The 13688-nt window shown below is 70.9% G+C and carries 12 protein-coding genes; 10 read left to right on the top strand and 2 right to left on the bottom strand.

Annotated features, from left to right (window positions below; genetic code table 11):
• The first annotated feature begins 434 nt into the window (after positions 1 to 434).
• Together PSESU_RS02065 and PSESU_RS15610 are read left to right on the top strand one after the other, a co-directional pair.
• Positions 435 to 1631 (top strand): hypothetical protein, encoded by a 1197-nt coding sequence (locus PSESU_RS02065; protein ID WP_013534105.1) that lies wholly within the window; start codon positions 435 to 437, stop codon positions 1629 to 1631.
• Positions 1632 to 1968: 337 nt separating this feature from the next.
• Positions 1969 to 4038, top strand: a complete 2070-nt coding sequence (locus tag PSESU_RS15610; protein WP_013534104.1) for a Hep_Hag repeat-containing protein — start codon at positions 1969 to 1971, stop codon at positions 4036 to 4038.
• A 158-nt stretch (positions 4039 to 4196) separates the two neighbouring features.
• Here PSESU_RS15610 and groL read toward each other — a convergent pair whose 3' ends face one another.
• Complete coding sequence (gene groL, locus PSESU_RS02055) at positions 4197 to 5837, bottom strand: chaperonin GroEL (RefSeq protein WP_013534103.1); 1641 nt, start codon at positions 5835 to 5837, stop codon at positions 4197 to 4199.
• A 62-nt stretch (positions 5838 to 5899) separates the two neighbouring features.
• Positions 5900 to 6190, bottom strand: coding sequence for a co-chaperone GroES (gene groES, locus PSESU_RS02050; protein WP_013534102.1), 291 nt, complete (start codon positions 6188 to 6190; stop codon positions 5900 to 5902).
• Between the two features lie 218 nt (positions 6191 to 6408).
• Between groES and cutA the strand changes: the two genes are divergently transcribed.
• The 8 genes from cutA to prmA all read left to right on the top strand — a co-directional run bounded on the left by cutA (position 6409) and on the right by prmA (position 13664).
• A complete protein-coding gene (gene cutA, locus PSESU_RS02045) occupies positions 6409 to 6735 on the top strand; it encodes a divalent-cation tolerance protein CutA (protein WP_428992103.1) in 327 nt (108 codons plus the stop codon).
• Between the two features lie 19 nt (positions 6736 to 6754).
• Complete coding sequence (locus PSESU_RS02040; protein ID WP_013534100.1) at positions 6755 to 9052, top strand: protein-disulfide reductase DsbD family protein; 2298 nt, start codon at positions 6755 to 6757, stop codon at positions 9050 to 9052.
• Positions 9049 to 9693 (top strand): TlpA family protein disulfide reductase, encoded by a 645-nt coding sequence (locus PSESU_RS15605; protein WP_013534099.1) that lies wholly within the window; start codon positions 9049 to 9051, stop codon positions 9691 to 9693. The genes PSESU_RS02040 and PSESU_RS15605 overlap by 4 nt, the downstream gene beginning before the upstream one ends.
• 79 nt (positions 9694 to 9772) lie before the next feature.
• Positions 9773 to 10213, top strand: a complete 441-nt coding sequence (gene aroQ, locus PSESU_RS02030; protein WP_013534098.1) for a type II 3-dehydroquinate dehydratase — start codon at positions 9773 to 9775, stop codon at positions 10211 to 10213.
• 58 nt (positions 10214 to 10271) lie between these two features.
• On the top strand, positions 10272 to 10757 hold the full coding sequence (gene accB, locus PSESU_RS02025; RefSeq protein ID WP_013534097.1) for an acetyl-CoA carboxylase biotin carboxyl carrier protein: 486 nt from the start codon (positions 10272 to 10274) through the stop codon (positions 10755 to 10757).
• A 28-nt stretch (positions 10758 to 10785) separates the two neighbouring features.
• A complete protein-coding gene (locus tag PSESU_RS02020; protein WP_013534096.1) occupies positions 10786 to 11229 on the top strand; it encodes a four helix bundle protein in 444 nt (147 codons plus the stop codon).
• Complete coding sequence (gene accC / locus PSESU_RS02015) at positions 11222 to 12589, top strand: acetyl-CoA carboxylase biotin carboxylase subunit (RefSeq protein ID WP_013534095.1); 1368 nt, start codon at positions 11222 to 11224, stop codon at positions 12587 to 12589. The genes PSESU_RS02020 and accC overlap by 8 nt, the downstream gene beginning before the upstream one ends.
• 157 nt (positions 12590 to 12746) lie before the next feature.
• Complete coding sequence (gene prmA / locus PSESU_RS02010; protein ID WP_013534094.1) at positions 12747 to 13664, top strand: 50S ribosomal protein L11 methyltransferase; 918 nt, start codon at positions 12747 to 12749, stop codon at positions 13662 to 13664.
• The last annotated feature ends 24 nt before the right edge of the window (positions 13665 to 13688 follow it).

Here is a 13688-nt window from a genome sequence, read left to right as displayed (position 1 = left end):
CTCCACCTGCACAACCACGGCGATGGCTTCATCCGCGACTGGCAGATCCATGGCGGCAGCACCGCGGCAGGCCGGGCGTTCGTCACCGCCACCTCCGGGTGGTCGGTCATGAACCGGCCCGGCGCCGCGGCCTCGATGGAAGACGTCGGCATCGCCACCTTGCGCCATACCCCGCGCTGGGCATTGCGTCGCCCGTGGCGGGCGCGGCTGCGCACGCACCGGGGCACAGGCCGGCACCGGTGCCCGCCACTGCGGGCCCGGCTTGCCGCGCCTGCAGGAGACAGGGGCGCGGCGGCGCGCGCAGGAGGAGGAGACCAAAGGCGATCGCGCCCCCACTGTCAGTTGCCGCGCTCCTTTCTCGTGGATGTCAGGTCCGGATGCACCGGGCCGGCAGGGCCGCCGTCCGGTCCGCTCATCCAGCAAGGGCACCTCCTATGCAAGCTTCTCCTTTCCTCGCGGCATCGACGCTGGCGCTTGCGCTGTCCGCCGGCGCCGCGGCCGCTCCCGCGCAGGCCGCGCAGGCCGAGCTCTACATCGACGTCGCCACCCACGCCATGCCGGGCATGCCCGGCATGGGCGCGATGGGCCGCCTGGCCGGCGCCATGGGCGGCCAGCACGCCAGCTACGGCATGACCCGGCACCCGGGCATGCCCGGCCGCTACATGGACGTCGCGCTGCACAACCGCGCCGCGCCGGGGCAGCCGGCCACCCAGGCCATTCCCAAGGGACTGCGGCTGGGCAAGAGCATCGAGCTGCTGCCACGCGAGCGCAGCCAGGACCAGGCCGACGGCACCGTCGACGGCAGTGGTGCGCTCGGCCTGGCCGACGGCAGCAGCTACCGGGTCCGCTACTTCTGGGGTTGCGGCGAGCAGGCCCGCGGCCGCCAGCCTGTCGAGTACTCGATGACCGTCCGCAACGGCAAGCCGGTGCAGGGCGGGCGCGCGATGGCGCCGCGCCGGGTGCCGGCGCAGGGCCCCGACATCGGCCCGCAGCACGTGCTGTGGCCCAACCCCGGCGCGCGCCGCGGGGTGTCCGACAAGGCCTCGCTGGTCGGCAGCCATCAGCTCGACGGCGAGGGCCTGCCGGATGCGATGCAGTTCGCGCTTGGCCAGGCCGACGACTTCCTGCCGAACCTCGAACTCGCCAGCTCCGGCAGCCCCGGCGACGGCATGACCCTCGAGTGGACGCCGGTCGACGGCGCGCGCGGCTACTTCATCCATGCCATGGCCTCGCAGGGCGACACCATCGTGATGTGGAGCAGCTCCGAGGACGGCTACGCCGGCCCCGAGCTGATGGACTACCTGCCCGAACCGCTGCTGGCGCAGTGGGCCGGCAAGCGCACCGTGCTCGGTGCCGACGCGCGCAGTTGCCGGATCCCGACCGAAGTATTCGCCGGGGTCGACGCCGCGCCGGTGGTGCAGATGATCGCCTACGGCAGCCAGCGCAGCATCGCCCAGCCGCGCCCGGCCGACGCCGCGCGCGACTGGACCCCAGCCTGGAACGTGCGCGTGCGCAGCAAGTCGACTGCGATGCTCATGCCCGGCATGGCCGGCACCACCCCCCGCGATGCAGCCCGGCCCGCCGCGAAGGAGGCCGCACGCGGGCTGCTGCGGGGGCTGCTGGGCAACTGACGCAGGCGACGCGCGCGGCCGCCTGCGCACGGCGCCACCGCGCAACTCGCGATTGCCCGGCGGGCCGGGCACCGGCCGCATGCGCAGGCCCGCCGTCGACCCGGGGCAGCGCCAGTCGCGCCCGCCATCGCCCTTCCGCCAAGGGCCTGTCAGTCGCCGCCCCCGGATCTCGTGGCTGGAGGGCGGGCATGGCGACCCGCCACCTGGCGCCCCCCTGCTTTCAGCCGTCCCTCGGCGAACGCCGTCGGCCGGCACCCACGACCCGATCCCGGACCGTGCCGTCGCGACCCCCGCAGCACCCGGTGAACAACGACCGTCCAACAAGGAGATCCACCGCATGACCGCGCAATTCCGCACGCCGCACCACGTCGCGCCGCTGATGCTCGCCATCGGCCTGGCCGTCGCCCCGACCGTCCAGGCCGATCCCGCCGGGCCGGGCTGCTGGACCTTCAACACGACCTCCGGCGCCTGGGAGCAGAGCAGCGACACCACCAACCGCACCGAAGGCAACGAGCATGGCGACGCCAACACGACCTGCGTCGTCGACGCCAGCGCCTATGGCGAAGGCAACAATGCCAGCGCCGAGGAAAGTACCGCCGTGGGCAATGGCAATATCGCCCGCGGCGAGCGCAGCACCGCCGTCGGCAATGCCAACACCGCGAGCGGCTCGAACAGCACCGCGGTCGGCGACCGCAACAGCGCCAGCGGCGTGCAGTCGTCGGCGATCGGGCACCGCAACACCGCGGTCGCCCAGAACAGCACTGCCGTCGGCACGGCCAACACGGCCGAGAGCGGCGCCGCCTTCGGCATCTCCAACACGAGCAGTGGTTCCTATGCCAACGCATTCGGCTGGCAGAACACCGCCAGCGGCGCCAATGCCAACGCGTTCGGCTACTACAACACCGCCAGCGGCGGCGGCAGCGTGGCCTTCGGAACCAACAACCAGGCCGCCGGCGGATCAGCCTCCGCGGTGGGTTACCGGAACATGGCAAGCAACAACTCGGCCAGCGCTTTCGGTTACATGAACGAGGTCACGGCCAACAACGCGACCGCCATCGGCTACAGGAACGCCGCCAGTGGCGGCAGCAGCAACGCGTTCGGTCAGTTCAACGAAGCAACCGGATCGGGCAGCAACGCGTTCGGCACGGACAACACCACCGGGGGCGAGCGCAGCAGCGCGTTCGGCTACCTGAATGTCGCCAGCGGCACCCGCAGCCACGCGCTGGGCTACGGCTCGACGGCCGCCGGCTACCAGAGCCTCGCCATCGGCGTCGGCGCGGAAGCAACCGGCTACGAGGCCATCGCCATCGGCAGGGACGTCTCGGTGCTGGCGGAAGGTGCAACCGGCGCGACTTCAACCGCCAGCATCGCGATCGGCAACAACACGCTGGTCGCGGCCGAGGCGACCAATGCGGTCGCGATCGGCGCGCACTCGGTGGCCAGCGAAGCGGATACCGTTTCCTTCGGCGATGCCGACAACGAGCGCCGCCTGGTGCACGTGGCGGCCGGCACCGCCGCCACCGACGCGGTCAACGTGTCGCAGCTGTCGGACATGGGCAGCACCGTGGCGGCGTACTTCGGCGGCGGCGCGGCCTACGCCAACGGCGCCTGGACGCCGCCGGTCTACGTGATCCAGGGCGGCAACCACGGCAACGTCGGCGACGCCTTTGCCGCGATCGACGGCGTCCTGACCGGCCTCGATGGCCGCATCGACGCGATCGAGGCGCTGCCTCCGGGCGGCACGCCCGGCCCGCAGGGGCTGAGCGCCTACGAGGTCGCGGTGAGCAATGGCTACACCGGGACGGAGAGCGAGTGGCTCGCGTCGCTGGTCGGACCGCAGGGGCCGGAGGGGCCGCAGGGTCCGCAGGGGCCGGCAGGCCCCGGCGGTGGCGATGGCCTGACCGAAGCCGAGGTGCAGGCGATCGCCACCGACGTCGCCGAGGTCGGCGACGAGGCCACGCTGGCCACCGCGACCGGTTACACGGACGAACGCGAAGAGGCGGTGCGCGACGACCTGGAAGCGGGTGACACAGCCACCCTGACCGCCGCCAACGCCTACACCGATATCGCCATCCAGCAACTGGCCGGCTTCGATGTCGGCGGGATCAACGACCGCCTCGGCGCGCTGGAAGACCGCTTCGACGGACTCGACCGCCGCGTGCGCCAGCAGGACCGCCGCATCGACCGCATGGGAGCGATGAGCACGGCGATGTTGAACATGGCGATCAACGCCGCGGGCAGCCAGGGCGGCCGTGGTCGCATCGCCGTGGGAGCGGGCTTCCAGGGAGGCGAACGCGGCCTCTCGGTGGGCTACGGCAAGCGCGTCGGCCGTGCCTCGTTCTCCCTGGGCGGCGCCTTCAGCGGCAGCGAGCGCTCGGCAGGCGTCGGCTTCGGCCTCGACCTCTGAGGCCAAGCCTCCCCCGCGCCCCCGGGACCCGGCCGCGGGGCGGGGCGGGGCATCAACCCGGGGCCGCCATCGCAGGAGGCCACCATCGGCCCCATAAAGGAAAACCCCGCCTTCCGGCGGGGTTTTCCGTTACTGCGGTGTCGCGGTGTGCGGGCGGATCAGAAATCCATGCCGCCCATGCCGCCCATGCCACCGGCGCCCGGCATCGCCGGCTCTTCCTTCTTCGGCAGCTCGGCCACCATGGCTTCGGTGGTGATCATCAGGCCGGCGATGGACGAGGCGTTCTGCAGCGCGGTGCGGGTCACCTTGGTCGGATCCAGGATGCCGAACTCGACCATGTCGCCGTACTGGCCGTTGGCGGCGTTGTAACCGAAGTTACCGGTGCCGGCCTTGACCTGGTTGACGACCACCGAGGGCTCCTCGCCGGCGTTGGCGACGATCTCGCGCAGCGGGGCTTCCATGGCGCGCAGGGCGATCTGGATGCCGTGGTTCTGGTCCTCGTTGGCACCCTTCAGGCCTTCGATCGCGGCCTTGGCACGGATCAGGGCGACGCCGCCGCCCGGGACCACGCCTTCCTCGACCGCAGCGCGGGTGGCGTGCAGCGCGTCCTCGACGCGGGCCTTCTTCTCCTTCATCTCGATCTCGGTCGAGGCACCGACCTTGATCACGGCCACGCCGCCGGCCAGCTTGGCAACGCGCTCCTGCAGCTTCTCGCGGTCGTAGTCCGAGGAGGTCTCCTCGATCTGCGCCTTGATCTGCTTGATGCGGGCCTCGATGGCGGAGGTGTCGCCGGCGCCGTCGATGATGGTGGTGTTCTCCTTGGAGACCTGCACCTTCTTGGCGCGGCCCAGGTCCTTGATGGTGGCCTTCTCCAGCTGCAGGCCCACTTCCTCGGAGATCACGGTGCCGCCGGTCAGGACGGCCATGTCTTCCAGCATCGCCTTGCGACGGTCGCCGAAGCCCGGGGCCTTGACCGCCACGACCTTGACGATGCCGCGGATGGTGTTGACCACCAGGGTCGCCAGGGCCTCGCCCTCGACTTCCTCGGCGACGATCAGCAGCGGCTTGCCGGCCTTGGCCACGCCCTCGAGGACGGGCAGCAGGTCACGCACGTTGGAGATCTTCTTGTCGTGCAGCAGGATGAAGGGGTCATCCAGGTCGGCGGTCTGCGACTGCTGGTTGTTGATGAAGTACGGCGACAGGTAGCCGCGGTCGAACTGCATGCCCTCGACCACGTCCAGCTCGTTCTCCAGGCCCGAGCCCTCCTCGACGGTGATGACGCCTTCCTTGCCGACCTTCTTCATCGCCTCGGCGATGATGTTGCCGATGGACTCGTCGCTGTTGGCCGAGATGGTGCCGACCTGGGCGATCGCCTTGTCGTCGGCGGTCGGCTTGGACAGCTTCTTCAGCTCCTCGACGGCGGCCTTGACGGCCTGGTCGATGCCGCGCTTGAGGTCCATCGGGTTCATGCCCGCGGCCACGGCCTTGGAGCCCTCGCGGATGAAGGCCTGGGCCAGCACGGTCGCGGTGGTGGTGCCGTCACCGGCGTTGTCGGAGGTCTTGGAAGCGACTTCCTTGACCATCTGCGCGCCCATGTTCTCGAACTTGTCGGCCAGCTCGATCTCCTTGGCGACGGACACGCCGTCCTTGGTGATCGTCGGGGCGCCAAAGCTCTTCTCGAGCACGACGTTGCGGCCCTTCGGGCCCAGGGTCGCCTTGACGGCGTTGGCGAGGATGTTCACGCCGCGCACCATGCGCGAGCGGGCGTCTTCACCGAAACGGATTTCCTTCGCAGCCATTTTGAAAAACTCCGTGGTTCGTTATGCGTTGTGTGGATCTGGACGCGGGAAGCGCGGTGGGCTCAGCCCAGGACCGCGAAGATGTCGTCTTCCTTCACCACCAGGTACTCGGTGCCGTCGAGCTTGACCTCGGTGCCGGCGTACTTGCCGAACAGGACCTGGTCGCCGACCTTCACCTTCGGGGTGCGGACGCTGCCGTTGTCGAGCACCTTGCCCTCGCCCACGGCGATGACCTGACCCTTGATCGGCTTCTCGGTAGCCGAATCCGGGATCACGATGCCACCGGCGGAAACCTTCTCCTCTTCGGTGCGCTTGATCACGACGCGGTCGTACAGCGGCTTGATATTGCTCATTTCAATCCCTCACAAGTGATTGACTGGGTTGGAAAAAGGGCGGCGAGTCTAGCACTCGACCCTGGCGAGTGCCAGCGCCCGCGACGGCAGGAAAACCCCCGGCAGGCCGGGAGCATGCACGGCAGATGGGGCACCCCGGGGACGCTTTCAAGGGGGGGTGGCCGGCTTTTTCGACCCGGGCCGGGCGCCGGGCCCCGCCGCGGGGGGCCCGGCTACACTTGCCGACCATGGACATCCACCTGGTCTTCTGCAGCTGCCCGGATCCGGCAACCGCCTCCCGCCTGGCCACCGCCGTGGTGGAGGAGCGGCTGGCGGCCTGCGCCAGCGTCCTGCCCGGCATGCGCTCGGTGTACCGCTGGCAGGGCGCGGTGGAACAGGCCGACGAGGTCCTGCTGATGGCCAAGGCCCCGGCCGACCGCCTGCCGCGGCTGGTCGAGCGGCTGCAGGCCCTGCACCCCTATGAACTCCCCGAGGTCCTGGCGGTCAAGGCCGCTGGCGGGTTGCCCGCCTACCTCGGATGGGTGGTCGAAGCCACCCGTGACTGACTTCCCGGAAGACGCACGCATGGCCCTGCACCACCCCAACCCGGCCCGGCACGTGGCCGGACTGCTCCTCATGCTGCTGGCGTGGCTGCTGCCGGCCGCCGCCGCACGGGCGGCCGTGGACGAATCGGACCTGTTGCCGGTCGACCAGGCCTTCGCGCTCACCGCGGTCGCCCCCGAGCCGGGGCGGATCGAGGTGCACTGGAAGATCGCCGACGGCTATTACCTGTACCGCCACCGCACCTCGGTCGCCGCCAGCGGCGACTTCGTCGGCGGCAACCTGCGCCTGCCGGCCGGCGAGCGCCACGTGGACGAGTTCTTCGGCCCGGTCGAGACCTATCGCGGCGCCCTGCTGGCGATCCTCGACGGCCAGCCCACCGGTGCCGGGCAGGTGGCCGAGCTCCAGGTGCGCTACCAGGGCTGTGCCGACATCGGCATCTGCTATCCGCCGCAGACCCGCAAGCTCCAGGTACGCCTGCCCGGCGGCGCCAGCGCGGCCAGCGGCCTGCCCGGCCTGCAGGGCAGCAGCGGCCGCGGCAACCGGCTGGCGGCCGCGCTCGGCAATGCCGTGGCGCTGCCGGAAGCCCAGGCCTTCGCGGTGGACGCGGTGGCCGACGGCGGCAACCGCCTGCGGGTGCGCCTGCAGCCGGCGGACGGCTACTACATCTACCGCGACATGACCCGCTTCGCGCTGGAGGACGCACCCGGCCTGTCGACCGGGCGCCCGCAGTGGCCGGCCGGCACCGCCCACCGCGACGAGCACTTCGGCGAGGTCACGGTCTATTTCGAGCCGACGGTGGTGCCGGTGCCGGTGCTGCGCAACCGCCCGCAGGCGGCTCGCCCGACCCTGGTGGTCACATTCCAGGGCTGCCAGGACGGCGGCATCTGCTACCCGCCGATGACCCGGCGCATCCCGGTCGACCTGCCGGCCGGCGACGTGGCCGCGCTGCCGGCCGCGCCCGACGCGCCGGCCACGACGTCCGCGCCGGCGGACGATACCGTGGCCGGAACGACCGACCCGGCCGAGGAAGACATCCAGGCGCCGGCCGGACCTTCCCCGGATGCGTCGGCCGGCAACGCCGACCGCACCCCGCCGCCAGCCGCGGCCGGCAAGGCCAGGCAGACCCTGGTCGGCGCCCTGCTGCTGGCCTTGGTTGGCGGCCTGGTGCTGAACCTGATGCCCTGCGTGCTGCCGGTGCTGTCGCTCAAGGCCCTGGGCCTGGCCCAGAGTGGCGAGAGCCGCGAGCGCGCCCGGGGCCACGCCCTCTGGTACACCGCCGGCGTGCTGGTGGCCTTCGCCGCGGTTGGCGCCCTGGTGGTGGCCCTGCGCGCGGCCGGCCAGGCGGCCGGCTGGGGTTTCCAGCTGCAGCAGCCATGGTTCGTCGCCGCACTCGCCTACCTGATGTTCGCGGTCGGCCTGAGCCTGTCGGGCGTGTACACGCTTGGCGCCGGCATCGGCGGCAGCCTCGCCGCCGGCCGAACCGGCCCGGCCGGCGACTTCCTCACCGGCGTGCTCGCCTGCGTGGTCGCCAGCCCCTGCATCGCGCCGTTCATGGGCCCGGCGCTGGCCTATGCCTTCGCCGCCCCGGCTGCGGCCGGCATGCTGGTGTTCCTGGTGCTCGGCCTGGGCCTGGCCCTGCCGTTCCTGCTGATCGGCTTCGTGCCCGGGCTGGCGCGGCGCCTGCCCAAACCCGGGGCGTGGATGGAGACGGTCAAGCAGGTGCTGGCCTATCCGATGTACCTGACCGCGGTGTGGCTGCTGTGGGTCCTCGGCCGCCAGCGCGGCGTGGATGCGGTCGCCCTGGTCCTGGCCGGTGCCGCGGTGCTGGCATTGGCGCTGTGGTGGTTCGAGCGAACCCGTTGGGGCGGCCGTCGCCCGGCCGCGCTCGCCGCCCTGCTGCTAGCCGTGGTCGCCCTGCTCCCCGCCTGGGGCGTGACCCGCCTGCCGGCCGCCAGCGCGCGCGCCGCCCACAACGATGCCGTGGCCTACGCAGCGGCCGAGCTTGACCGGTTGCGCGCCGAGGACCGGGTCGTGTTCGTCAACATGACCGCCGACTGGTGCGTCACCTGCAAGGCCAACGAACGCAACGTGCTCGACCGCGACGACTTCCGCGAACTGCTGGGCCGCACCGGCGCGGTGTACATGCGTGGTGACTGGACCAATACCGATCCGGCGATCAGCGCCTTCCTCGAGAAGCACAACGCCGTGGGCGTGCCGCTGTACGTGGTCTACGGGCCGGGCGCTCCGCCGGCGGTGCTGCCCCCGGTACTGACCCCGGCCATCGTCGAGGACGCCCTGCTGCGGGCGGCGGCACGATGAGTCCCACCTTGCGCATGGTGCTGGCGGCCGCCTGCGCTGCGGCGCTGGGGCTGGGTGCGCGTGCCTGGTACGAGGCCGGGCGCGCCGGGTCCACGGCCGGTTTCGCGGACGAAACCGGCGAAGTGGTCGACGGGCTGCCGGCGACCGCCTCCCCGGCCTCTTCCGGCCCCCAACCCCTCGGAGCCCTGCTGGAAAAGCAGGTGGAACCGATCCGCCTGCCCGACCTGGACGGCAACATCGTCGAACTGGCCTCGATCGCGCCAGGTCGCCCGCTGCTGGTGAACGTCTGGGCCAGCTGGTGCCAGCCCTGCATCGAGGAGATGCCCGAGCTGCAGCGCTTCGCGCAGAGCCAGGGCGAGGACGGCGTGCAGGTGGTCGGCCTGGCCCTGGATGATGCCGACTCGGTACGCGCCTTCCTCAGCCACGTCCCGGTGACCTATCCGATCCTGCTCGACACCCCCGGCCCCGCCGACGCCAGCGTGGTCCTGGGCAACACCCGCGGCCTGCTTCCGTATACCGTCGTGATTGATACGCGGGGGCGGATCGCCGGCCAGCACCTGGGCCCGTTCAAGGCCGGTGCCATCGATGCGTGGGTCACCAGCGCGAAGCTGTACCCGCATCACTTTCAAACGATCGATTGAAACGCCTTCATCTTCGTCGAACTGGACAGTAAAGGCAGCATCCTCCAGACTGCCGCCCTTCCCGGTTCCGCTCGAAACCATGGCCAAACTGCTGGTCCTGCACGGCCCCAACCTCAACCTGCTCGGAACCCGCGAGCCGGAGGTCTACGGTCGCACCACGCTGGCGGACATCGATGCCGACCTGGCGCAGCGCGCCACGGCGGCCGGCCATGAGCTCGAGTCGTTCCAGTCCAATGCCGAGCATGCGCTGGTGGACCGGGTCCAGGCCGCACGCCAGGACGGCACGGCCTTCATCCTGGTCAACCCCGCCGCCTTCACCCACACCTCGGTCGCCCTGCGCGACGCCCTGGCGGCGGTGGCGATCCCGTTCATCGAGATCCACCTCTCCAACCCCCACGCCCGCGAGCCTTTCCGCCAGCACAGCTACTTCAGCGACAAGGCGGTCGGCGTGGTCTGCGGGTTCGGCGCCGACAGCTACCGCTACGCCCTGGATGCGGCGCTGGCGCGGCTGCCGGCCTGATCCCCGCGTTTCCCGTTGCAACGCGTCCGCGCCGCGGACGCCCCACACAGAGGCCACCATGGACCTGCGCAAGATCAAGAAGCTCATCGACCTGCTGGAAGAATCCAACCTCGCCGAAATCGAGATCAAGGAAGGCGAGGAAAGCGTGCGCCTGTCGCGCATCCCGCAGGGCGTCGCCGTGGCCGCCCCGGCCGCCGCGCTGGAAGTGCGCTCGCCCGCCGCGGCCCCGGCCGCCGCGCCGATGCCGATGAGCTCGCCGGTCGAGGCCGCCACCGGCGGCACGCCGAAGCCGGGCAGCGACCTGCCCCCGGGCCACGTGGTGCGCGCACCGATGGTCGGCACCTATTACGCCGCCCCCGGCCCGGACAAGCCGGCCTTCGTGACCGTCGGCCAGCAGGTCAAGGCCGGCGACACCCTGGGCATCATCGAGGCGATGAAGATGTTCAACCCGATCGAGGCCGACACCTCCGGCACCGTGGTCGCGATCCTGTGCGAGAGCGGCCAGCCGATCGAGTTCGACCAGCCGTTGTTCGTGATCGGCTGATAGCCGATCACGACGGGATTGGTGATTCGTGATTGGTGATTCGAAGGAGCGGCCGCACCAGCGCCTGGATGTATGGCGTGATGCGATGGAACTTGCCGCCCTGGTGTACGCGTACTCGGCCGGCTTTCCCGCCGAGGAACGGTACGGCCTGACGGCGCAGATGCGCCGGGCCGCCGTGAGCGTGCCATCGAACATCGCCGAAGGCGCCGCCCGTCGCTATGCCCCTGAACTCGTACGTTTCCTGCTGATCGCGCGCGGCTCGCTGTCCGAACTGGATACGCAGCTGGCGCTGGCTCCCCGGGTCGGCCTCGCCGCCCCGGACCAGGACCTCCTGCAACTGCTCGACCGCACCTTCGCGCGCCTCAACGCGCTGATCAGGTCGATCGACGGGGCTGCAGCGGTGCGCGACGAGCCGGGCTCCTACGAATTACCAATGACAAATCACGAATCACGGGCCCAATCCCATGCTTGATAAAGTCGTAATCGCAAATCGCGGCGAGATCGCGTTGCGGATCCTGCGCGCCTGCCATGCGCTGGGCATCCGCACCGTCGCCGTGCACTCCACGGTCGACCGCAACCTCAAGCACGTCGCCATGGCCGACGAGTCGGTCTGCATCGGTCCGGCGCCGTCCACCGACAGCTACCTCAACATGGCCTCGATCATCGCCGCCGCCGAGGTGACCGATGCCCAGGCCATCCACCCCGGCTACGGCTTCCTGTCCGAGAACGCCGACTTCGCCGAGCGCGTGGAGCAGTCCGGCTTCATCTTCATCGGGCCCAAGGCGGACACCATCCGCCTGATGGGCGACAAGGTGGAGGCGATCCGCGCGATGAAGGCCGCGGGCGTGCCCTGCGTGCCCGGCTCCGGCGGCCCGCTGGGCGACGACATCGTCACCAACGCCAGGATCGCCCGCGAGATCGGCTACCCGGTGATCATCAAGGCCGCCGGCGGCGGCGGTGGCCGCGGCATGCGCGTGGTCCACGCCGAGGCCGCGCTGAAGGCCGCCATCGAGACCACCAAGACCGAGGCCAAGGCCGCCTTCGGCAACGGCGAGGTCTACATGGAGAAGTACCTGGAGAATCCGCGCCACGTGGAGATCCAGGTGCTGGCCGACGGCCAGGGCAACGCCATCCACCTGGGCGAGCGCGACTGCTCGATGCAGCGCCGCCACCAGAAGGTGGTCGAGGAAGCGCCGGCGCCGGGCATCACCGCCGAGCAGCGCGCCGAGATCGGCAAGGTCTGCACCGAGGCCTGCATCCGCATCGGCTACCGCGGCGCCGGCACGTTCGAGTTCCTGTACGAGAACGGCCGCTTCTACTTCATCGAGATGAACACCCGCATCCAGGTGGAGCATCCGGTCACCGAGATGGTCACCGGCATCGACCTGGTGGCCGAGCAGCTGCGCATCGCCGCCGGCCACAAGCTGCGCATCCGCCAGGAGGACGTGGTGCTCAACGGCCATGCGATCGAGTGCCGCATCAACGCCGAGGACCCGGAAACCTTCTTCCCCAGCCCCGGCCTGATCCAGCACTTCCATGCCCCGGGCGGCCCGGGCGTGCGCGTGGACACCCACATCTACGAGGGTTACCGCGTGCCGCCGAACTACGACTCGATGATCGGCAAGCTGATCGTGCACGGCCCGGACCGAGAGACCGCGATCTGCCGCATGCGCGTGGCGCTGAGCGAGATGGTGGTCGATGGCATCAAGACCAACATCCCGCTGCAGCAGCGGATCATGCGCGACAAGGGCTTCCAGGCCGGTGGCCAGAACATCCACTACCTGGAGAAGCGCCTGGCCGAGCGCAAGAACCAGTCGATCGCGCTGGGGTGAGAAACACTGGCCTGCGCGGCATTGCCGCGCGGGCTGTCCGGACACCCGGCGCTGCGCCGGGCAGGGACACCTGGGGCCGGCATTGCCGGCCCTTTCCTTTTGCGGCCGCGCCGGCGTGAGACAATCGCATCCCCCTTACGCACCCCGCCGAACCCACATGCCCTACCTTGAACTGAGCCTGCGCAGCACCGAGGCCGAGCAGCCGCGCTACGAGCGCGCGCTGGAGGACGTGGGTGCGCTGTCGGTGACCCTGCTGGACGCCGACGCCGATACCCCCAACGAGCGCGCCATCCTCGAGCCGGGCGTGGGCCAGACCCCGGTGTGGAAGTCGCTGGTGCTGACCGCGCTGTTCGACGCCGATGCCGACGCGCTGGCCCTGCTGGCGGCGCTGGAGGCGTTCGATCCGGAGCTGGACTGGAGCACGGCCGGGTTCCGCACGGTCGAGGACCAGGACTGGGAACGCGTGTGGCTGGACCAGTTCCAGCCGATGCGCTTCGGCGAGCGCACCTGGATCGTGCCCTGGAACCACGAGCTTCCGGCCGAGGCCGCCACGCCCGACGCGGCGGTGGTGCGGCTGGACCCGGGCCTGGCCTTCGGTTCCGGCACCCACCCGACCACCGCGCTGTGCCTGCGCTGGCTGGACGGGCTGGCCGGCGACGGCATGCTGCAGGGCGCGCGCGTGCTCGACTTCGGCTGCGGCTCCGGCATCCTCGCCCTGGCCGCGCTGAAGCTGGGCGCCGACCAGGCCGTGGGCGTGGACAACGATCCGCAGGCGGTCCAGGCCTCGCTGGACAACGCGCTGCGCAACGAGGTCGACGGCCGCCTGGCCGTGTACCTCCCCGAAGACGAGCCGGAGGCGACCTATCCGGTGGTGGTGGCCAACATCCTCGCGTCCGCACTGGACGCATTGGCCGAGGTGCTGGCCGCGCGCGTGGCGCAGGGCGGCCGCATCGCCCTGTCCGGCATCCTCCAGGGCCAGGAAGGCGAACTGCTGGAGCGCTACGCGGCCTGGTTCGACGACCTCAAGGCCAGCATCGACGGCGACTGGGTGCGGATCGACGGCGTGCGCCGCTGAGGCGACGCGCGGCGCCCGCACGGC

This window comes from Pseudoxanthomonas suwonensis 11-1, assembly GCF_000185965.1.
Classification (GTDB): Bacteria; Pseudomonadota; Gammaproteobacteria; order Xanthomonadales; family Xanthomonadaceae; genus Pseudoxanthomonas; species Pseudoxanthomonas suwonensis_A.
Note: the sequence above shows the minus strand (reverse complement) of the source record. Positions and strands in the feature narration are given on the sequence as shown.